Genomic DNA, 24582 nt, shown 5'->3' on the forward strand with positions numbered 1-24582 from the left:
GCGAGCTTGCTCGCGAACGCTTCATGCCGGCTATATCGGGATGGCGATGTTCGCGAGCAAGCTCGCTCCTACGAAAGGCGCATCTCAGGGAATCATCGGCAGGACGATATCGTCGCTGCGCGTCACCCCGGCCGTTTCGCTGCGGCACAATTCCAGGAATTCGCGCATGGTGGCGGTCTGGTATTTCTGCCGGTGCCAGATGAAATAGAACTGCCGGCGCAGGTCCAGGTCCGGAGTCTCCACCGGGACCAGGCTGCCACGGCGGAAGGCGTCGCGCAGGGCCAGGCGCGAGATGCAGCCGATCCCCAGTCCCGATTCCACCGCGCGCTTGATCGCCTCGGTGTGTTCCAGCTCCAGCCGCACGTTCAGCGGCTCGACGTGGTGCCGCATGGCCTGGTCGAAGGTCAGGCGCGTGCCTGAGCCCTGCTCGCGCAAAATCCACGCTTCCTCCGTCAACCGCTCCAGGCTCGCGCGGCCATCACGAGCCAGCGGGTGCTGCGGCGCGCAGAACACCACCAGTTCGTCTTCCATCCACGGCTGCACCTCGATGTCCGGGTGTTGGCAGTCGCCTTCGATCAGGCCCAGGTCCAGCTCGTAGTGCGCCACGCGTTGCACCACGTGGGCGGTGTTGTGCACATGCAGGCGCACCCGGCAGTCCGGCTGGCGCTGCATGAAGGTGCCGATCAGCAAGGTTGCCAGGTAGTTGCCGATGGTCAGGGTGGCGCCCAGGTCGAGCGAGCCGAACGCGCTCTTGCCGTTGAGCATGTTCTCGATTTCGCTGCCGCGGTCGAGCAGGGCTACCGCCTGGGGCAGCATCTGGCGACCCAGGGCATTGAGGGTCAGGCGCTTGCCGGAGCGGTCGAACAGCTTGCAGTCGAACTGCCGCTCCAGCTCGCCCAGCGCGGTGCTGGTCGCCGACTGCGACATGGACAGGCCTTCGGCGGCGCGGGAGACGCTTTCCTGCTGGGCGACGGCGACGAAGACTTCGAGCTGGCGCAGGGTGAATTTCATTCAGAGGGTCTCCGAAAAAGGCTGCGCGACATTTCGTCATCCCGGCGTAGGAAGGGCCTGACGGTATCCTTTCGCGGCGACTGGGCGGCCTTATCTGCGTTTTGGATTAGCAATATCCAGATAATTTATTTTGCGGATATTGTCGCCGCCTATAAAATGTCGCGCAATTGCGCTACGTCCGGGATTTGCTGGGGTGCGCCACGTTTCTCCTAGGAGTCCTTGATGAGCAACCTGTACACCGAGCGCGTTCTCAGCGTGCACCACTGGAACGACACCCTCTTCAGCTTCAAGACCACCCGTAACCCGGGGCTGCGCTTCAAGACCGGTCAGTTCGTGATGATCGGCCTGGAAGTCAACGGTCGTCCGCTGATGCGCGCGTACAGCATCGCCAGCCCGAACTACGAAGAGCACCTGGAGTTCTTCAGCATCAAGGTCCCGGACGGCCCGCTGACTTCGCGTCTGCAGCACCTGAAGGAAGGCGACGAGCTGATGGTCAGCCGCAAGCCCACCGGCACGCTGGTGCTGGACGACCTCAAGCCCGGCCGGCACCTGTACCTGCTGAGCACCGGCACCGGCATGGCGCCGTTCCTCTCGGTCATCCAGGACCCGGAAGTCTACGAGCGCTTCGAGAAGGTCATCCTGGTCCACGGCGTACGCTGGGTCAGCGAGCTGGCCTACGCGGACTTCATCACTAAGGTCCTGCCGGAGCACGAGTACTTCGGCGACATGGTGAAAGAGAAGCTGATCTATTGCCCGCTGGTCACCCGTGAAGAGTTCCACAGCATGGGCCGCCAGACCGACCTGATGCGCAGCGGCAAGCTGTTCGCCGACATCGGCCTGCCGCCGATGAACCCCCAGGACGACCGCGCGATGATCTGCGGTAGCCCGAGCATGCTGGACGAAACCAGCGAAGTGCTGAACGGCTTCGGCCTGCAGATTTCCCCGCGCATGGGCGAGCCGGGCGATTACCTGATCGAGCGGGCTTTCGTCGAGAAGTAAGCCGAGAAGTCAGCAGCGTCCGACCTTTCAGTCGAAAGAACGCCGCGATTCCTTTGGAATCGCGGCGTTTTTAATTGTGCGGTGTTTTTGTAGGAGCGAGCTTGCTCGCGAACCTGCAAGGCACGGTGCTGCTCTGTTCGCGAGCAAGCTCGCTCCTACCGATGCCTCACGCCAGGCGTTGGCCGGAAACTGCGGGGTGATACAGCGGCTGCACCTTGTTCCCCGCCGGGTCGAGCAGATGGAAGCTGCGCGCGCCGTCGCCATGGTCGAAGGGGCGGTCGAGCAGGGTGACGCCGTGTGCCTTGAAGTACTGGTACCAGGCTTCCAGCTCTTCCACGCTGTCGACGATGAAACCGTAGTGGTCCAGGGTCTGCAGGCCGTTGGCGGCGCCGAAGCCACGGCCCAGGGAGAGGTTGTCATTGCCGCAGGTGAGGTAGACCAGGTCTTCGTTGGCGCGGTTGAGTACTTCCATGCCGAGCACGTCGACGTAGAAGCGCTCGCACTCCTCGAGGTTCGGTACCAGCAGGGCGAGGTGGCGCAGGCCGTTGAGGCGGCCGGGGCGGGCAGGGAGATCGGACATGAACACGGTTCCTTTTTTGTATACAATTTATTTTCAAATTTAAAACAAAAGGAACGTCCTGTGTACAGCCTGTTCATCAAGACCCGCGTGAAACCCGGCAGCGCCGAGGATTTCCTCCACGCCATCAAGGCCAATGCCGCCGCTTCCGTGTCCAGTGAGCCCGGTTGCCTGGTCTTCGATGTGTCTCAGGATCGCCTCGATCCGGACGTGATCTACCTCTACGAGATTTACCGCGACGACGCGGCCTACGAGGCGCACACGCAAACCGCGCACTTCCGCGACAGCCGACCGCTGGTGGAGCCGCTGATCGTGGAGCAGGAGTGCTTCGAGAGCGATGTGATCGCTCTCAATCCGGTGGATTGACGCAGGCTCAGTCGGCGGTGCGTTGCAGGTCCAGCACGCGGATTTCGCCGTCGGCGGGGTAGTGCCAGTGCACGTCGAGATCCCACAGGCGCACGCCATAGCGGCGTTCGGGTGGCGGCTTCTGGTAGGCCGGGCGTGGGTCCTGGGCAAGGCACTGCTCGACCAGTTCGCGCACCGGCTGGCCGAGGCGCAGGCCGTGTTCGTGGGCCTGACGCAGGGCGTCGTCGCTCCAGTGCACGGCGATGGGAGCGGGCGGTGCATCGGCTATAGCGTTGCGCGCGTCCGTGACGATGTCCGCGTAGGGCACGTAGGGCTTGATGTCGATGACCGGGGTGCCGTCCAGCAGGTCAATGCCGGACAGCCAGAGGCGGCCGGGCTCGACCTTGTCCAGTTTCACCACGGACTGGCCGAGGCCATTGGGCCGGTGCGTGGCGCGGGTGGCGAACACGCCCATCGACTGGTTGCCGCCCAGGCGCGGCGGGCGCACCTTCAGCCGCGGCTTGTCTTCCAGCGCCTGGTGGAAGAGGAAAATCAGCCAGACGTGGCTGACCTGCTCCAGGCCTGCCACTGCTTCGCCGGTGTCGAACGGCGGCAGCAGTTCCAGTACGCCGGTCGCGGCCGGAGCCAGTTGCGGCTGGCGCGGGATGGCGAACTTCTCCTTGAAGCAGGAGCGGACGTGGCCGATCGGCGAGACGGTATGGGACATGGCGGCATGGGCTGTTGCAGGGGCCGCCATGGTACCCGATTCCCCTCGCAGCGGCTTTCGGACAGGTTCAGCCGAGGTGGAAGCCGCCGTCGATGGGGATGATGTTGCCGGTCATGTAGGCGCCGGCGGTACTCGCCAGGCTGATCGCCAGGGCGGACATCTCTTCCTCGCGACCCCAGCGGCGCATGGGGATGACGGCGGTGTCCTCGGCCATGGCCTGCTCGTCGTTGGCGATGTGCCGGGTCATCTTGCTGGGGAAGCGGCCGGGAGCGATGACGTTGACGTTGATGTGGTCTTTCACCAGTTCACGGGCGAGCATGCGCGATAACTGGTGCAGCGCGGCCTTGCTCGGGCCGTAGGCGTAGGCGTTCTCGCCGTGGGAGGTGACGCCGGCTACCGAGCCGATGTTGATCACCCGCGCGGGGTTCTGCGCGCTGCCGCCTTTCTTCAGCAGCGGCAGCAGTTGCTGGATGCAGCTGAACACGGCGGTGACGTTGAGCTGCATGACCTTTTCCCAGCCGGCGGCGGGGTAGCTCTCCAGCGGCGCACCCCAGGTGGTGCCGGCGTTGTTCACCAGGATGTCGAGGTGGTCCAGGCGTTCGTTCAATTCGCTGGCCAGGGCGCGTGCGCCTTCCTCGGTGGCGAGGTTGGCCGGCAGGCCGATGCACTCGCCGTACTGCGACAGTTCGGCGGCGGTGTCGGCGCAGGCGGTGCCATCGCGGGCGCAGATGATCACTTTTGCGCCGGCTTCGAGCAGGCCCTGGGCAATCATCCGGCCGATGCCACGGGTGCCGCCGGTGACCAGGGCGGTCCGTCCGGCGAGGGAAAAGTACGGGTGCATGAGCCTCTCCTGGCTGGGGTTTCGCCTTACCCTAGCGGGATCGCTTAGGCGCTCCGAGCACTATCCAGTTGGCAAATGGATACGCATTACGAAATTCCGGCAATTCCTTAACCACCGCATAACCGGGCATCCCCTAGTGTCCGCGCATCTTTGGTCGGCCCGAGGGCAGGTGATGCGGGATTGGAGTCGTGATCGGAAGGCATTGGCGCTGTTGCTGGGTGCCACGGCGGTGCTTTTGCTGTGCGGTTTGTGGGCTCGGGAGGTGTGGGGGCCGGAGGTGCGTTGGGCGGATATCTCGTTGCAGATGCTGCAGTCGGGTGACTACTTCGACCCCTACCTGCGCGGGTCTGCGTACTACGACAAGCCACTGCTGTCCTATTGGCTGATCACCGCGCCGGCCAGCCTGTTCGGCCTTAACCACTGGACACTGCGGGCGAGCACCGTGCTGGCCGGGTTTGGCAGCGTCTGGCTGATCTGGTGGCTGGGCGAGCGTCTGCTGCGCAAGGGCACGGGGCTGCTGGCCGGCTGGTTGCTGGCGACCACCTTCTACTTCCTGTTCTGGGCGCGGGTGGCGACGGCGGACATGCTCACGGTGTTCGGCGTGCTGGCGGCGCTGGCCTGGTACTGGCGTGATCCGGAAGACACGCGCTTTTCGAGCTACCTGGGCTTTTGCCTGATTCTTTCGCTGACTTCGCTGTGCAAGGGGCTGATCGGTTTCGTCTTGCCCGTGCTGGTTCTGCTGCCGCATCTGTTCAGCGCCGGGCGCTGGCGCCGGCATCTGAACCTGCGGCTGCTGGCGGCGCTGGTCGTCGCCGGCGCGGCCTATTCGATTCCGTTCGTGCTGTCGCACTTCTATGGTCAGCCCAGCTATGGCGAGAGCGGGCTGGCGCTGGTGTTCCGCGAGAACGTGGTGCGCTTCTTCGAGCCGTTCGACCATAAGGGGCCGATCTACACCTACCTGCTTTACCTGCCGGCTTACACGCTGCCCTGGGCGCCGTTGTGGATCATCGGCCTGTGGTTCGCCGCGCGCCGCTGGAAGCAGTTGGAGCCCAACGCGCGCTGGCTGGTCTGGGCGCTGGTGCTGCTGTTTGCGTTCTTCACCGCCAGTGGCGGCCGGCGCAGCTACTACGTGCTGCCACTGGTGCCGTTCGCGCAGTTGCTGGCGGCGTGGTGGGTGGTGGAGTCGCGGCATGAGCGTGGGCTCGCCGGGCTGGGGCGCGCCTGGCCGCGCGCGATTGGCGCAGGCGCCGTGCTGATGCTGCTGGTTCTCGGTGTGGCCTACCCGTGGAGCAATGGCGGCGGGGGGATTCCGGTCTTCGCCAGGGAGGTGCGCGCAGCGGCGGAGCAAAGCGCGCCCTGGTCGCAATGGCGAGTACTGATCCTCGGCGATGAAGACGCGCGCATGCCGATCTACCTGGAGCAGAAAGGTGCACGCCAGGCGCATCCGTTCCTCTATATCCATGGGGGTTATCCACAGGAGGACAGCGCCACGCTGTTCACCTGGCTGCGCCAGCACACCGGTGAAGACTGGGACCCGGCACGCACCGTCATCATTTCCCAGGAAACCCATGAACGTGAGCGGCCACTGAGCTGGTTGACGAAGGATCACCAGGTAATCGAGTCCCGTGCCAACAACGGCCAGCGCCTCGGGCACTCGAAGAACAAGGAGGCCAGCCTGGCCTATCTGCCGCTGAATACGCCGCAGGCGCTCAGCTCGAACGCAGAGCCCGGCGCAGCAGTAGCAGGTACGGCGGCAGATTGACCGCTACTACCACCAGGCCGAGGACGATCTGGGTCGCCTCGGTCAGGCCGGCGGGGTAGATCAACGGGATCAGGTAGTGCTCGATGAAGCCGCCGCTGTAGCCGTTGTCGCCGGCCAGGGTGCGGAAGTGGTTTTCCAGCGGCGTCAGCGGGCAGTAGAGGTGGAGGAATTCCACCGCCATGCCCCAGGCCACCGCCGGTGCGTGCAGCCAGGCCAGGCGTGGCCAGCGCAGCACCAGCAGGCCGCCGAGCAGCACGAAGAGGATGAACCCCAGGTGCAGCAGGACGACGGCGTCGGCGGCCAGGTGATAGAGCACGTTGGCCTCAGCGCTGCTGGCGCTGGGTCAGGCCCTTGAGGAAGTTGCGCAGCAACTGGTCACCGCAGGGGCGGTAGTTGTTGTGGCCGGGTTTGCGGAACAGCGCGCCCAGCTCGGTCTTGGTGACGATGAAGCTGACGCTGTCGAGGATCGCGAGGATGTCGTCATCGCGCAGCTCGAAGGCGACACGCAGCTTCTTCAGGGTGATGTTGTTGGTCAGCGGCAGTTCCACCGGCGGCAGCGGGCGCGATTCGTCGCGGCCACGGCGGTGGATGATCAGGCCGTCGAGGAAGTGCGCCAGCACGCGGTCGCTGCACGGCTTGAAGTCCGGCTCGTCGTCGCGGGCGAGGAAGGCGCCGATTTCCTCGACACTGACGTTGAAGCCAGCCAGCGCGGTGATCTCGGCCACCTGGGCATCGCGAATGTCCAGCAGGTAGCGCAGGCTGCGCAGTACGTCGTTGTTGGTCATGTTCGTTCCATTGAAATGAAAAGCCCCGCTTCAGCGGGGCTTTTGCGGATCAGACCAGTTCGGCCCAGAGGTCGTACTCGTCGGCGTCGGTGATGCGTACGCGCACCTTGTCGCCCGGCTTCACGTCGAAGCTGTCGATGTACACGGCGCCGTCGATTTCCGGGGCATCGGCGTAGGAACGGCCGACCGCGCCTTCATCGTCCACTTCATCGATCAGCACGTCGATTTCCTTGCCGATCTTCAGTTGCAGGCGGGCGGCGGAAATTGCCTGCTGGTGCGCCATGAAGCGCTCCCAACGGTCCTGCTTGACGTCGTCCGGCACCACGTCCAGGCCCAGGTCGTTGGCCGGCGCACCGTCCACCGGGGAGTACTGGAAGCAGCCGACGCGGTCGAGCTGGGCTTCGGTCAGCCAGTCGAGCAGGTACTGGAAGTCTTCCTCGGTCTCGCCGGGGAAGCCGACGATGAAGGTGGAGCGGATGGTCAGCTCGGGGCAGATCTCGCGCCAGTTCTTGATGCGCGCCAGGGTCTTGTCCTCGAAGGCGGGGCGCTTCATGGACTTGAGCACTTTCGGGCTGGCGTGCTGGAAGGGGATGTCCAGGTAGGGCAGCAGCTTGCCCTCGGCCATCAGCGGGATCACGTCGTCGACGTTGGGGTACGGGTAGACGTAGTGCAGGCGTACCCACACGCCCATCGAGGAAAGTGCCTGGCACAGCTCCAGCATGCGGGTCTTCACCGGCTGGCCGTCCCAGAAGTCCAGCTTGTACTTCAGGTCCACGCCGTAGGCGCTGGTGTCCTGGGAGATGACCAGCAGCTCCTTCACGCCGGCCTTGACCAGGCGCTGGGCTTCGCTGAGCACGTCGCCGACCGGGCGGCTGACCAGCTTGCCGCGCATGGACGGGATGATGCAGAAGCTGCAGCTGTGGTTGCAGCCTTCGGAAATCTTCAGGTAGGCGTAGTGGCGCGGGGTCAGCTTGATGCCCTGCGGCGGTACCAGGTCGATCAGCGGGTTGTGCTCGGCCTTGGGCGGGATCACCTCGTGGACGGCATTGACCACCTGCTCGTACTGCTGCGGGCCGGTCACGGCCAGCACGCTGGGGTGCACGTCACGGATGCTGTCTTCGGCAACGCCCATGCAGCCGGTGACGATCACCTTGCCATTCTCGGCGAGGGCTTCGCCGATGGCGTCCAGGGACTCGGCCTTGGCGCTGTCGATGAAGCCGCAGGTGTTCACCACCACCACGTCCGCGTCCTGGTAGGTGGGGACGATTTCGTACCCTTCCATGCGCAGTTGGGTGAGGATGCGTTCGGAATCGACCGTGGCTTTAGGGCAACCCAGGCTGACGAAACCGACTTTGGGTGTGGCGGTGGACATGTGCGGCTAACCTCGAAGGGCGCGCTGGCGGCGCCTCTGATCAAAAAGTGCGCAATTCTAGCGGCGTCCCGCGCACTTGACCAGCCTCTCTGGGACAACCTGTCGCAGGCCGCCGTACCGCCCTGTTTGCCCGGTAATTGTGGGCAACAGGCTCTATAGTCATTCAGAACCTTCGCACCCGGCCCTTGCATCGACGAATGGCTCGGAGCAGGATGCGCCGAATTTTTTTGAGGAATTTTGTTACATGTCCGATGCAAGCGCCGGCACCGTTGAGCATGAACAGCCCCATTCCAGCTCCGCCGTCGGCCTGATGATCGGCGCCGTGGGCGTGTGCTACGGCGATATCGGCACCAGCCCGCTGTACACCCTCAAGGAAGTCTTCATCGGCGGTTATGGCGTGCAGGCCAACCACGACGGTGTGCTCGGCGTGCTCTCGCTGATCTTCTGGTCGCTGATCTGGGTGGTGTCGATCAAGTACGTGATCTTCGTGCTGCGCGCCGACAACCAGGGCGAGGGTGGGGTGATGGCGCTGTCCGCGCTGGCCCGTCGCGCGGCCAGCGGGCGCCGCCGGTTGCAGGCGTTCATGGTGGTGGCCGGTCTGATCGGGGCGGCGCTGTTCTATGGCGACAGCATGATCACTCCGGCGATTTCGGTCCTTTCGGCCATCGAGGGGCTGGAGATCGCCTTCGACGGCCTGGAACACTGGGTGGTACCGCTGTCGTTGATCGTGCTGGTGGGGCTGTTCCTGATCCAGAAGCACGGCACGGCGCGCATCGGCATTCTCTTCGGGCCGATCATGGTGGCCTGGTTCCTGGCCCTGGCGGCGCTGGGCATCTATGGCGTGGCACAGCAGCCTGAAGTGCTGAAAGCGATGAACCCGGCCTGGGCCTTCAACTTCTTCGTTTCCCATCCGGGTATCGGCGTGGCCATTCTCGGCGCCACCGTGCTGGCGCTGACCGGTGCCGAGGCGCTGTATGCCGACATGGGGCACTTTGGTCGCAAGCCTATTGCCCGAGCCTGGTTTGCTCTGGTGCTGCCGGCGCTGGTGCTGAACTACTTCGGCCAGGGCGCGACCATCCTGGTCAATGCCGAGGCCGCGCGTAATCCCTTCTACCTGACCGCACCGAGCTGGGCGCTGGTGCCGCTGGTGGCACTGTCCACCGCGGCCACCGTGATCGCGTCGCAGGCGGTGATTTCCGGTGCCTTCTCGCTGACCCGCCAGGCGATTCAGCTCGGCTATGTGCCACGCATGTCGATCCAGCACACCTCCAGCCACGAGCAGGGGCAGATCTACATCCCCGGGGTGAACTGGGCGCTGATGGTTGGCGTGGTGCTGCTGGTCCTGGGCTTCGAATCCTCTGCCGCCCTGGCCTCGGCCTACGGCGTGGCGGTGACCGGCACCATGCTGATGACCACCCTGTTGATGGGCGTGGTGATCTGGCTGCTGTGGAAGTGGCCGCTGTGGGTGGCGATTCCGTTCTTCCTGATGATGCTGCTGGTGGACACCCTGTTCTTCGCCGCCAACCTGCCCAAGGTTATCCAGGGTGGCGCCTTCCCGGTCATCGCCGGTATCGGCCTGTTCATCCTGATGACCACCTGGAAGCGTGGTCGCCAGTTGCTGGTGGACCGTCTGGACGAGGGTTCGCTGCCGCTGCCGCTGTTCATCTCCAGCATCCGTTCGCAGCCGCCGCACCGCGTGCAGGGCACAGCCGTGTTCCTCACTGCCCGCACCGACGCTGTGCCCCATGCGCTGTTACACAACCTGCTGCACAACCAGGTGTTGCATGAGCAGGTCGTGCTGCTCACCGTGGTCAACGAAGACAGCCCGCGCGTGTCGCAGGACCGCCGCTTCGAGGTGGACGCCTACGGCGAGGGCTTCTTCCGTGTGGTGCTGCACTTCGGTTTCATCGAGGACCCGGACATTCCGCAGGCACTCAAGCTGTGCCACCTCAACGAGCTGGATTTCAGCCCGATGCGCACCACCTACTTCCTCAGTCGCGAGACGGTGATCCCGTCCAAGCTGATTGGCATGGCGCGCTGGCGCGAGGCGCTGTTCGCGTTCCTGCTGAAGAATGCCAACGGCAACCTGCGCTACTTCAACTTGCCGCTGAACCGGGTGATCGAGCTGGGGACGCAGGTGGAAATCTGAGTTTTCGCTGCATGAAAAAACGCGCCGATTGGCGCGTTTTTTTTAGGGCCTGGGTGCTGAAGGCTTTTCGTAGGAGCGAGCTTGCTCGCGAACGAATCCTGCAGTGAGGCTGGTTCGCGAGCAGGCTCGCTCCTGCAGGGTGAGGCCGGTTTTCGTCCCGGCGGGAAATCAGGATCGCCCCCCGACCGCCACCACAGGCTCGCGGGGTTTGGCCAAGACGGCCGGAGGGCGATGTTCGTTGAGGCTCAACCCTGGCTGGTGCTGCCGCCCCATTCGAGGAAGCGAACCTTGTGGGTCTCGCCGTTGTGATCCTGGTAGACCATGAATGCCGGCACGACGCCCACCTTGCCCGAGTTGTCGGTGCGGTGCAGCACCTTGTCGACGTCCAGGGACATGCCGTAGTGGTATTCGGTGACCGGCAGTTCGGCACCGGGGTTCTTGATGGCGTCCTGGGCAAAAGCCATCGGAGCGAGGCTGGAGATGACAGCCGACACGACAGAGGCAAGCTTCATTCTTTGTTTCCTCGGTAAAGAGCCCGCTCAGGGGCTCTTGAATGGGTTTGAAAGCCCCACCGGGGAGCACTGGCATCGATGATGTCTGTCCTGGGGTCCAGACAGGACAGCGGACGATGCTGCAGGCGTCCATCAGGTGGCGGGGCACGGAAGTGATATTCCGCTTCAGGGCGCCCGCCGGGAAATTGATGTGCTTGCTAATGAAAATTGACGAAGGTGATGCGGCGCTCTGTCGCAGGTGCGCGTCCGAGGTGGCGCGCTAGGGCTGCCAGTCGCGCCAATGCTCGCAGTCGCCGTGGCAACGGCCGGGGCAGGCGCAGCCAGTGCGGCTGCGCCCGGTGGCCTTTTCCATGCGCCGGGCGACCTCTTCGTCATCGGCGAAAGGCAACATGCTGGCCTCTTCGATGCCGCGCTCACGGTGCGCCCGCAAGCTCCAGCTGACGCCGAAGTACAGTGCCAGCAGGCCGACCAGCCCCAGCCACAGCGTCATCTCAGGCCATCCGCTCGGCGACGCGAAGGGCTTCCGGCCGTGCCTGGCGCACGGTCGCCCAGGTGTTCCAGGCCATCAGCAACATGCCGCTGAGGAACATCAGCCCGCCAGCCATGCGCACCACGAAGCCGGGGTGGCTGGCCTGCAGCGCTTCGACGAAGGAGTAGGTGAGCGTGCCGTCGGCATTGATGGCGCGCCACATCAGGCCCTGGGTGATGCCGTTGACCCACATCGAGGCGATATAGAGGACCGTGCCGATGGTGGCCAGCCAGAAGTGCGCGTTGATCAAGCCGATGCTGTGCATCTGTTCGCGACCGAAGACCTTGGGGATCAGGTGGTAGAGCGAGCCAATGGAAATCATCGCCACCCAGCCCAGTGCGCCGGCGTGGACGTGGCCGATGGTCCAGTCAGTGTAGTGAGACAGGGCGTTGACGGTCTTGATCGCCATCATCGGGCCCTCGAAGGTCGACATGCCGTAGAACGCCAGGGAGACCACGAGGAAGCGCAGGATCGGGTCGGTGCGCAACTTATGCCAGGCGCCGGAGAGCGTCATCATGCCGTTGATCATTCCGCCCCAGCTGGGTGCCAGGAGAATCAGCGACATCACCATGCCCAGGCTCTGCGCCCAGTCGGGCAGGGCGGTGTAGTGCAGGTGGTGCGGGCCGGCCCAGATGTACAGGGTGATCAGCGCCCAGAAGTGCACGATGGACAGCCGGTAGGAGTACACCGGGCGCCCGGCCTGCTTGGGCACGAAGTAATACATCATCCCGAGGAAACCGGTGGTGAGGAAGAAGCCCACCGCGTTGTGCCCGTACCACCACTGCACCATGGCGTCGGTGGCGCCGGAGTACACCGGGTAGGACTTGAACCAGCCCACCGGGATGGCCAGGTGGTTGACGATGTGCAGCATCGCCGTGACCAGGATGAAGGCGGCGAAGAACCAGTTGCCTACGTAGATGTGCGGCGTCTTGCGCTTCATCAGCGTGCCGAAGAACACCACGGCGTAAGCAACCCAGACGATGGCCATCCACACCGCGCCGGTGAATTCGATCTCGGCGTATTCCTTGGTGGTGGTATAGCCCAGCGGCAGCGTGATCATCATCACCACGATCAGCGCCTGCCAGCCCCAGAAGGTGAAGGCGGCAAGGCTGTCGGAGAACAGCCGCGTCTGGCAGGTGCGCTGCACCGTGTAATAGCTGGTGGCAAACAGCGCGCAGCCACCGAAGGCGAAGATCACCAGGCTGGTGTGCAGCGGACGCAGGCGTCCGAAACTGGTCCATGGCAGGTCCAGGTTCAGTTGTGGCCAGACCAGTTGGGAGGCGATCAGTACCCCCATGGCCATGCCGACGACTCCCCAGACTACCGTCATGATGGCGAACTGGCGGACCACCTTGTAGTTGTACGCCTGCTCCGTGCTTTTCGTGTTCATGCTGGATTCCCGCTTGTGACAGAACGTCCGGACGCACGATGGACTGCAAATCCGGCGCGCTCCGGTGAGCGGGCAATCTAGGAAAATGCGGGAGCAGGAAACAGATTCAGATAGGCCACGCAAATACGGATCAGCGGCCGCTGGCGCGGATTCAGGCGATGTCCAGCCGCCCTGCGAGGAAATGCCGCAGGCGTTCCTGCAGGTAATCCACCGCCTGCTCGTGGGCGAGGTACTCGCTGACGCGCATCAGGCGCCAGTACTGGCCTTCGTCGCCGAAGCGGATGGCCTCGAACTCGGCCTGCTCCAGCCGCGCCACCAGGAACCAGGCCCAGGGCGCCGGGCCGTGGGTGGCGGGGTAGCGGCGTTTCCATTCGATGCGCTGCTCGTCCAGGCGCAGAGAGAACTCTTCCTCCAGCTCGCGCAGCGCGCATTGCGCCGGCGTTTCGCCGCCTTCACGGCCGCCGCCGGGGAAGTCCCAGCAGCCGGGGTAGGGGATACCGGCCTTTTCGTCGCGCTTGTAGACCACCAGTTGTCCGGCATGGAACAGCGCCAGTTTGGCGCCGGTGAAGTCGTCTTCGTGCTGCATGGCTTCATTCCCCCTGTAAGTCGGCTAGTCTTTCCCGACTGCGGACGGTGCTTTGTCGACCGTGAGCGCGTATGATGCGCGACCTTTTTTATTCGTTGCATGCCACACCGGGAGGTGCCCAGATGACCGACACGCACGAAAACCTTGAAGAACTTACCCCAGCCCCGGCCGGCGAGAAACTGCAGAAAGTCCTCGCACGCATGGGCGTCGGCTCGCGCCGTGACGTCGAAGCCTGGATCGAAGAAGGCCGCGTCAAGGTCAATGGCGCAGTCGCCACCCTTGGCCAGCGCGTGGGCGACCGCGACGCCATCGCCGTCGACGACCGTCTGCTCAAGCGCGAGAAGATCGAAGAACACGTCCGTCGCGTGCTGATCTACAACAAGCCTGAAGGCGAAGTCTGCACCCGCGATGATCCGGAAGGCCGTCCGACCGTGTTCGATCGCCTGCCGCGCCTGCGCAGCGGCCGCTGGATCAACGTCGGCCGCCTGGACATCAACACCACCGGCCTGCTGATGTTCACCACCGACGGTGAACTGGCCAACCGCCTGATGCACCCGTCCTACGAGATGGACCGCGAGTACGCCGTGCGCGTGCGTGGCGAAGTCGACGAAGAGATGATCGAGCGCCTGAAAGCTGGCGTGATGCTCGAAGACGGCCTGGCCAAGTTCAGCGACATCCAGGAAGCGCCCGGTGGCGAAGGCTTCAACCACTGGTACCACGTGGTGGTGATGGAAGGCCGTAACCGCGAGGTTCGTCGCCTGTGGGAATCCCAGGGCGTGGTGGTCAGCCGCCTGAAACGCGTGCGCTTTGGTCCGGTATTCCTGACCTCCGAGCTGACCATGGGTCGCTACCGCGAGATGGGCCAGCGCGAGCTGGACATCCTCAGCGAAGAGGTCGGCCTGACGCCGGTTGCGCTGCCTGCGGTTTCCACCAAGACCAAGGAAAAGGTCGAGCGCCAGGAGCGCAAGCTCGGCAAGAAGCTGGCGCCCAGCGAGCGTCCGGGCCGTGGCTCGCGTACCCGCACCGAGCGCGCCGAAGGTGGCGAGCGTCCGCAGCGTGCTCCGCGTCCGGCAGCGGGCGAGCGCCCGGCTCGTGGCCCGCGTGATTCCGACGAGCGTCCGGCTCGCGCTCCGCGTGGCGACTCCGCTGACAGCCGTGCTCCGCGCCATTCCCGTGATGGTGCTGGCGAGCGTCCGGCCCGCGCTCCGCGCGATGCAGGTGACCGCCCGGCACGCGCCCCGCGTGGGGATTCCGCTGACAGTCGCGCTCCGCGCAAGCCGCGTGACGCCGGTGGTGATCGTCCGGCTCGTGCTCCGCGCGACGGCGCTGATCGTCCGGCCCGTGGCCCGCGCAGCGAAGGCGCTGACAGCCGCGCACCGCGCAAACCGCGTGATGCGGGTGGTGATCGTCCGGCGCGCGCTCCGCGCGATGGTGCTGATCGCCCGGCCCGTGGCCCGCGTGGCGATTCCGCCGACAGCCGTGCTCCGCGCAAGGCGCCGAGCGACCGTCCAGCTCGTGAGAAAGGTGCTCCCCTGGCTGAGCGTCCGGGCAAGCCCGCCCGCAAGCCGCTGGTCAAGCGCCGTCCGCAGGCTGCCGGCGACGGCATGCGTCCGGGCTTCAAGCGCTAAGCGTCAGCGGTAAATGAAAAAGGGCTCCTCGGAGCCCTTTTTTATTGTCCGGTATTTTTGTAGGAGCGAGCTTGCTCGTGAACCCGCTTGACGCTAGAGCAGCCGGGAAATCCGTTCGCGAGCAAGCTCGCTCCTACAGAGACTGTGCTCGCCGGCGAGAGGGGCAGGGCGTAGGAGCGGCAGCCGCTGAATCAGCTGGCGCAGGCCAGCCGGTTGCGGCCGTCGCGCTTGGCTTCATAGAGGGCGTTGTCGGCGCGGCGCAGCAGATCGTCCACCGACTCGCCGCCATTGAGCGTTGCGCAGCCCAGGCTGATGGACAGCGGCAAGTGCTTGCCGTCGGCGGCCAGGTCCAGTTCCTCCACGGCACTGCGAAGCCGTTCGCCCACCTGCACGGCGGCGCAGTCGGGCGTGTTGGAGAGCAGCACGAGGAACTCCTCGCCACCAAAACGGAACACCATGTCGACGTTGCGCAGGCTGTTCTTCAGCGTCTTGGCCACGGCACGCAGGGCGTCGTCACCGACGCTGTGGCCGTGCTCGTCGTTGATCCGCTTGAAGTGGTCAAGGTCGAGCATGAGGATCGACAGTGGCTGCAGATGGCGCCGCGCTACCTCGACTTCGCGGCCCAGGGTCTGGTCCATGGCGATACGATTGCCGGTGCCGGTCAATGCGTCGCGCAGCGCGGACTGCACGGCGGCGCGGTAGAGCAGGGCGTTGCGCAGCGGGTAGAGCAGGCAGGCCATCAGCGATTCCAGCTGCGCCAGCTCGGCCTCGGCGAAGCGCTGGGTGCGGCGGAAGCTGATCTCGCCAAGATATTCGCTGGCGTGGGTCAGGCGGTAGTCGACGCAGTGCTTGGCCGCTTCGCCGAACTCCAGGCGCAGATCGGCGCCGGCATGGTAATAAACCAGATACTCCACCGGCAGCATCTGCTGGATCTCGCGGAAGAACACCGCGAGGATGCGGTCGGCCTCCAGGCTTACCTGCAATTGCAGGTTCAGTTGCTGGCGTAGCTCCAGCAGGTCCAGCGGACGCCGCGAGGGTGTGCGAGTGTCCTGGCTGGCCGCGCGCTGGAGCTTGGCTGCATCGAAATCGATGGTGTTGGAGGGCTTGGGAGGAACCATGGCGGTGACCATTCATACGGCGTTTGCAGGGACAGAGCGATTTCCGTGCCAGGGCGCGGAAAGGCCTGAAAAGACGCCGTATTGACCGACCGATGGTGGTCAGGGTTCCCGAGGGGATAAAGGTTTCGCCAGAAGTCTGGCGAAATAGTGGCACTTTGCCCGAGTGGTGTGCGGGAGGGAGCCGGAAAATTGGCGTGAAGCGGCGTCGTTGCTGGGCTGCAGGGCGACGCCGCTGGTACGCCGGTACCGAGTCTTCGGGGGGGGAAGTCAGTCCTGGGCGTTGAAGGCCTGGCCGTTCACGCCTTTGCTGTCCGGGCCCATCAGATACAGGTAGACCGGCATGATCTCCTCGGGCTGCGGGTTGTTGAAGGCGTTCTCGCCAGGGTAGGCGTGGGCGCGCATGGCGGTGCGGGTGGCGCCGGGGTTGACGCTGTTGGCGCGCACGCTGGTGATGTCCTCGCACTCGTCGGCCAGCACCTGCATCAGGCCTTCGGTGGCGAACTTCGACACCGCGTAGGCGCCCCAGTAGGCGCGGCCCTTGCGGCCGACACTGCTGGAGGTGAAGACCACCGAGGCGTCCTCGGAGAGCTTGAGCAGCGGCAGCAGGGTGTGGGTGAGGCTGAACATGGCGTTGACGTTCACCTGCATGACGCGGGTGAAGTTGTCGGTGGAGATCTGCTCGATGGGCGAGCGCAGGCCGAGGATCGAGGCGTTGTGCAGCAGGCCGTCGAGCTTGCCGAACTCCGTTTCGATGGTGGCAGCCAGCTCGTCGTACTGGTGCGGCAGGGTGGTTTCCAGGTTCAGCGGAATCACCACCGGTTGCGGGTGGCCGGCGGCAACGATCAGGTCGTAGACCTCGTTGAGGTAGTCCTCGGTCTTGCCCAGCAACAGCACGGTGGCGCCGTGGGCGGCAAAGGCGAGCGAGGCGGCCCGGCCGATACCGCGGCCGGCGCCAGTCACCAGGATCACGCGGCCCTTGAGCAGGTCGGGGCGGGCGGAATAGTCGAACATGGTTTCTCCTTGGCGGAGCCCGTCAGCGCGACGGGCTCCCGGGAATTTGGCTCAGCAGGAGCAGAGGGCGCGGTCGAGGACGGCGAGCAGGTCGCGGGGTGCATCGACGATGACGTCGGCGCCCCAGTGCGCAGGGTTGTCGTCCGGGTGGATGTAGCCGTAGCGCACGGCTGCGGTCTTGGTCCCGGCGGCGCGGCCCGACTCGATGTCGCGCAGGTCGTCACCGATGAACAGCACTTCGGACGGATCGACCTTCAGCTGGCTGCAGGCCAGCAGGAGCATTTCCGGGTCCGGCTTGCTTTTGCTCACATGGTCCGGGCAGACCAGCACGGCGGAGCGCTCGGCCAGGCCGAGCTGCTGCATGATCGGCGCGGCGAAACGCACCGGCTTGTTGGTCACCACGCCCCAGATCAGGCGCGACTGCTCGATGCTTTCCAGCAGCTCGGCCATGCCGTCGTACGGGCGGGTGAAGACGGCGCAATGCTCCTGGTAGCGGTCGAGGAACTCCTGGCGCAAGGCCTCGAAGCCGGGGGCTTCCGGGTCCATGTCGAAGGTCGCGGCAACCATGGCGCGGGCGCCACCGGAGACCACATCCTGGATGCGCTGGTCATCGATCGGCGCGCGCCCATGGGCGGCGAGCATCGCCTGGCACACGGCGATGAAGTCTGGCGCGGTGTCCAGCAGCGTGCCGTCCATGTCGAAGAGAACCGCTCTGAGCATGCGATTCACTCCTCGCGCAGGGTCTGGATCATGTAGTTGACGTCGACGTCGTCGGCCAGCTTGTAGTGCTTGGTCAGCGGGTTGTAGGTCAGGCCGATGATGTCCTTGACTGCCAGGCCGGCGTCGCGCGACCAGGCGCCCAGCTCGGAGGGGCGGATGAACTTCTTGAAGTCGTGGGTGCCGCGCGGCAGCAGGCGCATCACGTATTCCGCACCGACGATGGCGAACAGGTAGGCCTTCGGGTTGCGGTTGATGGTGGAGAAGAACACCTGGCCGCCGGGCTTGACCATCTTGTAGCAGGCGCGGATCACCGAGGCCGGGTCCGGGACGTGTTCGAGCATCTCCAGGCAGGTCACCACGTCGAACTGCTCGGGCATTTCCTCGGCCAGCTCTTCGGCGGTGATGCGGCGGTATTCCACCGGTACGCCGGACTCCAGCTGGTGCAGCCGGGCGACCGCCAGGGGCGCTTCGCCCATGTCGATACCGGTGACGGTGGCGCCGCGCTGGGCCATGGCTTCGCTGAGAATGCCGCCGCCGCAACCGACGTCGAGCACTTTTTTGCCGGCGAGGCTGACGCGCTCGTCGATCCAGTTGACCCGCAGCGGGTTGATGTCGTGCAGGGGCTTGAACTCGCTTTCGCGGTCCCACCAGCGGTGGGCGAGGGCCTCGAATTTGGCGATCTCGGCGTGGTCGACGTTGCTCATGGTGTCCCTATTTGTGAAAGCTAGAAACGAAGACTGACTATGATGCCAGCTTCGAGGGATGGATGGGGCGCGGCATGACGGATTGTCGCAGCTGCGGCTTGTCAGCTGGATGCGGGAGCAGTCGGTCGTGAATCTGATGCGGCCGGCGGTGGCATGGGCGCATCGGCGCTGGGTGGTGCCCTCTCCCTAACCCTCTCCTTTCAGGGAGAGGGCTGGGGATGGGGCTCTTCCAGGCGTGAGCTCAGGCTCCAGCGATCTTGCGGCCCCACTCGCCAGCCACGGCGATCAGGCGCTCTTCGTCCAGTCGGGTGAGCTTGCCGTCGTCCAGCAGTTGTTTACCGCCGACCCATACGTGGCGCACGCAGTCGCGGCCGCTGGCGTAGATGAGCTGGGAAACTGGTTCGTAGACCGGCTGCTGGGCCAGGCCGGAGAGGTCGAAAGCGGTCAGGTCGGCGGCTTTGCCCAGTTCCAGGCTGCCGGTTTCCTGCTCCATGCCCAGTGCGCGGGCGCCGTTCAGGGTGGCCATGCGCAGGGCGCGGTGGGCGTCCAGTGCGGTGGCCTGGCCGGCAACGGCCTTGGCCAGCAGCGCGGCAGTACGGGTTTCGCCGAGCAGGTCCAGGTCATTGTTGCTGGCCGCGCCATCGGTGCCGATGGCGACGTTGACGCCGGCTTGCCACAGCCGTTCCACCGGGCAGAAGCCACTGGCCAGCTTGAGGTTGGATTCGGGGCAGTGCACCACCGAGCTGTTGGTCTCCACCAACATCGCCAGGTCCTCGTCATTTACCTGGGTCATGTGCACGGCCTGGAAGCGCGGGCCGAGCAGGCCGAGGCGATGCAGGCGCGCCAGAGGTCGCTCGCCGTGCTTCTCCAGCGCCTGCTGGACCTCGAAGGCGGTCTCGTGGACGTGCATGTGGATGCCGGCATCCAGTTCCTCGGCGAGCATCAGAATGTTTTCCAGCTTGTCGTCGCTGACCGTGTAGGGGGCGTGCGGGCCGAAGGCCACCTTGACGCGCGGGTGGTGCTTGAGGTCGTCGCGCAGCGCCAGGCCCTGGCGGATCGCCTCGTCGGCGTCGCGCGAGCCGGGTACCGGGAAGTCGAGTACGGGCACGCTGATCTGCGCGCGTACGCCAGTCTTGTGCACCACCTCGCAGGCGACCTGCGGGAAGAAGTACATGTCCGAGAAACAGGTGATGCCGCCCTTGAGCTGCTCAGCAATCGCCAGCTCGGTGCCGTCGCGGACGAAGTCCTCGCCAACCCACTTGGCTTCCGCCGGCCAGATGTGTTCCTGCAGCCAGGTCATCAGCGCCAGGTCGTCCGCCAGGCCGCGGAACAGGCTCATCGCCGCGTGGCCGTGGGCGTTGATCAGGCCGGGGGAGAGCAGCATGCCCGGCAGTTCGCGGGTTTCCGTGGCCGGGTGGCGCAGCGCTTCGGTGCGTGGCGCGAGCAGGGCGATGCGGCCGTCGCGGATGCCCAGGCCGTGATCGCGCAGGACGACGCCGGCGGGCTCCACGGGGACGATCCAGGTGGGGAAGAGCAGCAGGTCGAGCGGGGCTTTTTCGGTCGGCATGAAGCGCATCCTGGGCGCGTTGATAAAGGGCCGGAGTATAGCCGAGCACCAGGGCTTCAGGCTCGGTATACTCGGCCGTTTCCCCGGGTTTCGGGGGGATTTCCGTGGTGCCGGAGCGGCCCGCGATTCCATTGAGATGAAGAGGTGTTCCATGCGTGAGCGACTGTTGGCGGCCGAACGGGTCACGGCCATTGATTGGCGCAAGGGCACACTCCGACTGCTGGACCAGCGCCTGCTGCCGCTGGAGGAAACCTGGCTGTCCTACGAAACCGCCGAAGGCGTAGCCGACGCCATTCGCCAGATGGTCGTGCGCGGTGCGCCCGCCATCGGCATTGCTGCTGCCTATGGCCTGGTGCTGGGCTTGCGCGCCCGCGTGGCGGCTGGCGGTGACTGGCGTGCGGCGCTGGAGGAAGACTTCACCGTGTTGGCCGAGTCGCGTCCGACCGCGGTCAACCTGTTCTGGGCGCTAAATCGCATGCGCGACCGCCTGGAGCGTCTGAAACCGGGTGACAACCCGCTGCCGCTGCTGGAAGCCGAGGCCGTGGCGATCCACGAAAGTGACCGTGAGGCGAACCTGACCATGGCCCAGTTGGGCGTGGATCTGATTCGCAAACACCATGGCGGCCCGCAGAAGATCCTCACCCACTGCAACACCGGCGCCTTGGCCACCGGTGGCTTTGGCACTGCGCTGGGCGTGCTGCGAGCAGCGCACCTGGAAGGGCTGATCGAGCGCGTCTACGCCGACGAGACCCGCCCCTGGCTGCAGGGTGCCCGCCTGACTGCCTGGGAGCTGGCCAACGAAGGTGTGCCGGTGACGCTCAACGTGGATGCCGCTGCAGCGCACCTGATGAAGACTCAGAGCATTACCTGGGTCATCGTTGGCGCTGACCGCATCACCGCCAATGGCGACGTGGCCAACAAGATCGGCACCTACCAGTTGGCAGTCACCGCCATGCACCACGGCGTGCGCTTCATGGTGGTGGCGCCCAGTTCGACCATCGACATGGGCCTGGAGAGCGGCGAGGACATCCCGATCGAAGAGCGTGACGGTCGCGAACTCCTGGAAATCGGCGGCAAACGTATTGCGGCTGACGTCGAAACCTTCAATCCGGTGTTCGATGTGACCCCTGCCGACCTGATCGACGCCATCGTGACCGAGCGCGGCGTTGTCGAGCGCCCGGATACCGAGCGCATGGCCCAGTTGATGAGCCGCAAACGCCTGCATTGACGGGGCCTGCAGCAATTCATCGAGGGGCTTGGGCGAGGGTAGGGTTTGACCCTGGCTTGTGGTAAGCTCCGACGGTTCTTGATGGGGCATTTTTTCGGCCCCCACAGCATCGCGGATCAACGTCCAAGTCGTTGATTTGTAGAGAGTCGGTGGCGCTTTGATGGCGCACCGCGCTCCGCCGGGCTCAGGACGAGCGTGGCGGAGTCCCATTTGAAAAAGGAACCAGGCTTCTCATGGGCGAACTGGCCAAAGAAATCCTCCCGGTCAACATCGAAGACGAACTCCGACAGTCCTACCTCGATTACGCCATGAGCGTGATCGTCGGTCGTGCCCTGCCCGATGCGCGCGACGGCTTGAAGCCCGTGCATCGCCGCGTCCTGTACGCCATGAGCGAGCTGGGCAACGACTGGAACAAGCCCTACAAGAAATCCGCCCGTGTGGTCGGTGACGTGATCGGTAAGTACCACCCGCACGGCGACACCGCGGTGTACGACACCATCGTCCGCATGGCCCAGCCCTTCTCGCTGCGCTACATGCTGGTCGACGGCCAGGGCAACTTCGGTTCGGTGGACGGCGACAACGCCGCGGCCATGCGATACACCGAAGTGCGCATGTCCAAGCTGGCCCATGAGCTGCTGGCGGACCTGGACAAGGAAACCGTCGACTGGGTGCCCAACTACGACGGCACCGAGCAGATCCCGGCGGTCATGCCGACCAAGATCCCGAACCTGCTGGTCAACGGTTCCAGCGGTATCGCCGTGGGCATGGCGACCAACATTCCGCCGCATAACCTCACCGAGGTGATCGACGGCTGCCTGGCGCTGATGGACAACCCCGAGCTGTCCATCGACGACCTGATGCAGTACATCCCCGGTCCGGACTTCCCGACCGCAGGCATCATCAACGGCCGTGCGGGCATCATCGAGGCCTATCGCACCGGTCGTGGCCGCATCTATATCCGTGCCCGTGCCACCATCGAGGACATGGAGAAAGGCGGCAATCGCCAGCAGATCATCATCACCGAGCTGCCTTATCAGCTGAACAAGGCTCGTCTGATCGAGAAGATCGCCGAGCTGGTGAAAGAGAAGAAGATCGAAGGCATCACCGAGCTGCGCGACGAGTCCGACAAGGACGGCATGCGCGTGGTCATCGAGCTGCGTCGCGGCGAAGTGGGCGAAGTCGTCCTCAACAACCTCTACGCCCAGACCCAGCTGCAGAGCGTCTTCGGTATCAACGTGGTGGCCCTGGTCGATGGCCAGCCGCGCACGATGAACCTCAAGGACATGCTCGAAGTCTTCGTCCGCCACCGCCGTGAAGTGGTGACTCGCCGGACCGTCTACGAGCTGCGCAAGGCTCGCGAGCGCGGCCACATCCTCGAAGGCCAGGCCGTCGCCCTGTCGAACATCGACCCGGTGATCGAGCTGATCAAGAGCTCGCCGACCCCGGCGGAAGCCAAGGAACGCCTGATTGCCACCGGCTGGGAATCCAGCGCCGTGGAAGCGATGGTCGAACGCGCTGGCGCCGACGCCTGCCGTCCGGAAGACCTGGACCCGCAGTATGGCCTGCGTGACGGCAAGTACTTCCTGTCGCCCGAGCAGGCCCAGGCCATCCTGGAACTGCGCCTGCACCGCCTGACCGGCCTGGAGCACGAGAAGCTCCTGTCCGAGTACCAGGAAATCCTCACCCTGATCGGCGAGCTGATCCGTATCCTCACCAGCCCCGAGCGCCTGATGGAAGTCATCCGCGAGGAGCTGGAGAAGGTCAAGGCCGAGTTCGGCGATGCGCGCCGCACCGAGATCGTCGCGTCGCAGATGGACCTGACCATCGCCGACCTGATCACCGAAGAAGAGCGCGTGGTGACCATCTCCCACGGCGGCTACGCCAAGTCCCAGCCGCTGGCCGCCTACGAGGCCCAGCGTCGCGGTGGCAAGGGCAAGTCGGCCAGTGGCGTGAAGGACGAGGACTACATCGAACACCTGCTGGTCGCCAACAGCCACGCCACCCTGCTGCTGTTCTCCAGCAAGGGCAAGGTCTACTGGCTGCGTACCTTCGAGATCCCGGAAGCTTCGCGCACCGCCCGTGGCCGTCCGCTGGTCAACCTGCTGCCGCTGGACGAGGGCGAGCGCATCACCGCGATGCTGCAGATCGACCTGGAAGCCGTGCGCGCCCAGTTCGCCGGTGAAGACGGCGATGACGACGACGTGGTCGCCGAGCAGGTCGCCGAAGTGGTGGAAGCCGAAGAGGCCGAAGAGGGCGACGACGCTGACTTCAGCCAGGACGAGCCGACCGGCGCGTACATCTTCATGGCCACCATGAAAGGCACCGTGAAGAAGACTCCGCTGATCCAGTTCACCAAGCCGCGCTCCAACGGCCTGATCGCCCTGAAGCTGGAAGAGGGCGATTCGCTGATCGCCGCCGCCATCACCGACGGCTCGAAGGACGTGATGATGTTCTCCAACGCCGGCAAGGTGATCCGCTTCAAGGAAAGCAAGGTGCGCATCATGGGCCGTAACGCCCGTGGCGTGCGCGGCATGCGCCTGGTCGAAGGCCAGCGCATCATCTCCATGCTGATCCCCGAGTGCCGCGAAGCGCAGATCCTCAGCGCCTCCGAGCGCGGTTACGGCAAGCGCACGCCGCTGGCCGATTACCCGCGTCGCGGTCGTGGTGGCCAGGGCGTGATCGCCATGGTGATCAACGAGCGTAACGGCAACCTGGTAGGCGCCATCCAGGTGCTGGACGGTGAGGAGATCATGCTGATTTCCGACCAGGGCACCCTGGTACGTACCCGTGTCGACGAAGTCCGTGGCGCCGGTCGTAACACCCAGGGCGTAATCCTCATCAAGCTGGCCGCCGACGAGACCGTCGTGGGCCTGGAGCGGGTGCAGGAACCTACCGTCGTGGAAGAAGACGTCATCGAAGGCGAGAGCGTCGAAGGCGAAGTGTCTGACGAGAACCCAGAAGCAGGCGAAGCTGCGGCGGAAGAAGCCCCGCAGGCCAGCGAAGACTGAAAGCGAGAGTGGA

General features: G+C 65.0%; 22 protein-coding genes and 1 pseudogene. 7 read left to right on the forward strand and 16 right to left on the reverse strand.

Annotated elements, in window-relative coordinates:
- Window positions 1-84: 84 nt before the first annotated feature.
- A complete protein-coding gene (locus CTR55_RS01855) occupies window positions 85-1011 on the reverse strand; it encodes a LysR family transcriptional regulator (protein WP_296283843.1) in 927 nt (308 codons plus the stop codon).
- A 222-nt stretch (window positions 1012-1233) separates the two neighbouring features.
- On the opposite strand from CTR55_RS01855, the gene fpr reads away from it, so the two are divergent.
- Window positions 1234-2010, forward strand: a complete 777-nt coding sequence (gene fpr / locus CTR55_RS01860) for a ferredoxin-NADP reductase (protein WP_192431880.1) — start codon at window positions 1234-1236, stop codon at window positions 2008-2010.
- Between the two features lie 166 nt (window positions 2011-2176).
- On the opposite strand, the gene CTR55_RS01865 is transcribed toward fpr, so the two are convergent.
- Complete coding sequence (locus CTR55_RS01865; protein WP_296283844.1) at window positions 2177-2590, reverse strand: VOC family protein; 414 nt, start codon at window positions 2588-2590, stop codon at window positions 2177-2179.
- Between the two features lie 60 nt (window positions 2591-2650).
- Here CTR55_RS01865 and CTR55_RS01870 point away from each other — a divergent pair, with 60 nt between their 5' ends.
- On the forward strand, window positions 2651-2953 hold the full coding sequence (locus tag CTR55_RS01870) for a putative quinol monooxygenase (protein WP_138212700.1): 303 nt from the start codon (window positions 2651-2653) through the stop codon (window positions 2951-2953).
- 7 nt (window positions 2954-2960) lie between these two features.
- On the opposite strand, the gene tsaA is transcribed toward CTR55_RS01870, so the two are convergent.
- Both tsaA and CTR55_RS01880 read right to left on the reverse strand, forming a co-directional pair.
- Window positions 2961-3659 carry a tRNA (N6-threonylcarbamoyladenosine(37)-N6)-methyltransferase TrmO gene (gene tsaA / locus CTR55_RS01875; protein WP_296283964.1) on the reverse strand — a complete coding sequence of 233 codons (699 nt, stop codon included), beginning with the start codon at window positions 3657-3659 and terminating at the stop codon, window positions 2961-2963.
- Between the two features lie 67 nt (window positions 3660-3726).
- A complete protein-coding gene (locus CTR55_RS01880) occupies window positions 3727-4500 on the reverse strand; it encodes an SDR family oxidoreductase (protein WP_296283845.1) in 774 nt (257 codons plus the stop codon).
- Window positions 4501-4672: 172 nt separating this feature from the next.
- Between CTR55_RS01880 and CTR55_RS01885 the strand changes: the two genes are divergently transcribed.
- A complete protein-coding gene (locus CTR55_RS01885) occupies window positions 4673-6262 on the forward strand; it encodes a glycosyltransferase family 39 protein (protein WP_296283846.1) in 1590 nt (529 codons plus the stop codon).
- On the opposite strand, the gene CTR55_RS01890 is transcribed toward CTR55_RS01885, so the two are convergent.
- The 3 genes from CTR55_RS01890 to rimO are packed head-to-tail and all read right to left on the reverse strand — an operon-like array spanning window position 6210 to window position 8419.
- Window positions 6210-6578, reverse strand: coding sequence for a DUF2784 domain-containing protein (locus CTR55_RS01890; RefSeq protein ID WP_296283847.1), 369 nt, complete (start codon window positions 6576-6578; stop codon window positions 6210-6212). The genes CTR55_RS01885 and CTR55_RS01890 overlap by 53 nt on opposite strands.
- Before the next feature lie 7 nt (window positions 6579-6585).
- Entirely contained in the window at window positions 6586-7047 is a 462-nt protein-coding gene (locus CTR55_RS01895) for a DUF1456 family protein (protein ID WP_296283848.1), read from the reverse strand.
- A gap of 49 nt (window positions 7048-7096) precedes the next feature.
- Window positions 7097-8419, reverse strand: coding sequence for a 30S ribosomal protein S12 methylthiotransferase RimO (gene rimO / locus CTR55_RS01900; RefSeq protein WP_296283849.1), 1323 nt, complete (start codon window positions 8417-8419; stop codon window positions 7097-7099).
- Window positions 8420-8663: 244 nt separating this feature from the next.
- Here rimO and CTR55_RS01905 point away from each other — a divergent pair, with 244 nt between their 5' ends.
- Entirely contained in the window at window positions 8664-10568 is a 1905-nt protein-coding gene (locus CTR55_RS01905) for a potassium transporter Kup (RefSeq protein WP_296283850.1), read from the forward strand.
- A 245-nt stretch (window positions 10569-10813) separates the two neighbouring features.
- Here CTR55_RS01905 and CTR55_RS01910 read toward each other — a convergent pair whose 3' ends face one another.
- The 4 genes from CTR55_RS01910 to CTR55_RS01925 all read right to left on the reverse strand — a co-directional run bounded on the left by CTR55_RS01910 (window position 10814) and on the right by CTR55_RS01925 (window position 13585).
- Complete coding sequence (locus tag CTR55_RS01910) at window positions 10814-11080, reverse strand: DUF2790 domain-containing protein (RefSeq protein WP_296283851.1); 267 nt, start codon at window positions 11078-11080, stop codon at window positions 10814-10816.
- A 259-nt stretch (window positions 11081-11339) separates the two neighbouring features.
- On the reverse strand, window positions 11340-11570 hold the full coding sequence (locus CTR55_RS01915; RefSeq protein WP_296283852.1) for a cbb3-type cytochrome c oxidase subunit 3: 231 nt from the start codon (window positions 11568-11570) through the stop codon (window positions 11340-11342).
- A 1-nt stretch (window position 11571) separates the two neighbouring features.
- On the reverse strand, window positions 11572-12999 hold the full coding sequence (gene ccoN, locus CTR55_RS01920; protein WP_296283853.1) for a cytochrome-c oxidase, cbb3-type subunit I: 1428 nt from the start codon (window positions 12997-12999) through the stop codon (window positions 11572-11574).
- A gap of 151 nt (window positions 13000-13150) precedes the next feature.
- Window positions 13151-13585, reverse strand: a complete 435-nt coding sequence (locus CTR55_RS01925; protein ID WP_296283854.1) for an NUDIX hydrolase — start codon at window positions 13583-13585, stop codon at window positions 13151-13153.
- Between the two features lie 122 nt (window positions 13586-13707).
- On the opposite strand from CTR55_RS01925, the pseudogene rluB reads away from it, so the two are divergent.
- Window positions 13708-14889: pseudogene (rluB, locus tag CTR55_RS01930) on the forward strand (23S rRNA pseudouridine(2605) synthase RluB); the annotation flags it as partial.
- A 515-nt stretch (window positions 14890-15404) separates the two neighbouring features.
- Here rluB and CTR55_RS01935 read toward each other — a convergent pair.
- From CTR55_RS01935 to CTR55_RS01955, 5 genes are all read right to left on the reverse strand, one after another.
- The gene (locus CTR55_RS01935) at window positions 15405-16331 is read right to left on the reverse strand and encodes a GGDEF domain-containing protein (protein ID WP_296283855.1); all 927 of its coding nucleotides are present in this window, start codon (window positions 16329-16331) and stop codon (window positions 15405-15407) included.
- Window positions 16332-16598: 267 nt separating this feature from the next.
- A complete protein-coding gene (locus CTR55_RS01940; RefSeq protein ID WP_296283856.1) occupies window positions 16599-17342 on the reverse strand; it encodes a YciK family oxidoreductase in 744 nt (247 codons plus the stop codon).
- A 51-nt stretch (window positions 17343-17393) separates the two neighbouring features.
- Entirely contained in the window at window positions 17394-18071 is a 678-nt protein-coding gene (gene mupP / locus CTR55_RS01945) for an N-acetylmuramic acid 6-phosphate phosphatase MupP (RefSeq protein WP_296283857.1), read from the reverse strand.
- Window positions 18068-18766 carry a bifunctional 2-polyprenyl-6-hydroxyphenol methylase/3-demethylubiquinol 3-O-methyltransferase UbiG gene (gene ubiG / locus CTR55_RS01950; RefSeq protein ID WP_296283858.1) on the reverse strand — a complete coding sequence of 233 codons (699 nt, stop codon included), beginning with the start codon at window positions 18764-18766 and terminating at the stop codon, window positions 18068-18070. The genes mupP and ubiG overlap by 4 nt, the downstream gene beginning before the upstream one ends.
- A 241-nt stretch (window positions 18767-19007) precedes the next feature.
- Window positions 19008-20333, reverse strand: coding sequence for a TRZ/ATZ family hydrolase (locus tag CTR55_RS01955; RefSeq protein WP_296283859.1), 1326 nt, complete (start codon window positions 20331-20333; stop codon window positions 19008-19010).
- A gap of 151 nt (window positions 20334-20484) precedes the next feature.
- On the opposite strand from CTR55_RS01955, the gene mtnA reads away from it, so the two are divergent.
- Window positions 20485-21561: an S-methyl-5-thioribose-1-phosphate isomerase gene (gene mtnA / locus CTR55_RS01960; protein WP_296283860.1), complete on the forward strand. Its 1077-nt coding sequence runs from the start codon at window positions 20485-20487 to the stop codon at window positions 21559-21561.
- A gap of 233 nt (window positions 21562-21794) precedes the next feature.
- Window positions 21795-24569: a DNA gyrase subunit A gene (gene gyrA / locus CTR55_RS01965; RefSeq protein ID WP_296283861.1), complete on the forward strand. Its 2775-nt coding sequence runs from the start codon at window positions 21795-21797 to the stop codon at window positions 24567-24569.
- The last annotated feature ends 13 nt before the right edge of the window (window positions 24570-24582 follow it).

The organism is Pseudomonas sp. (genome assembly GCF_002796985.1).
Taxonomy (GTDB): domain Bacteria; phylum Pseudomonadota; class Gammaproteobacteria; order Pseudomonadales; family Pseudomonadaceae; genus Pseudomonas.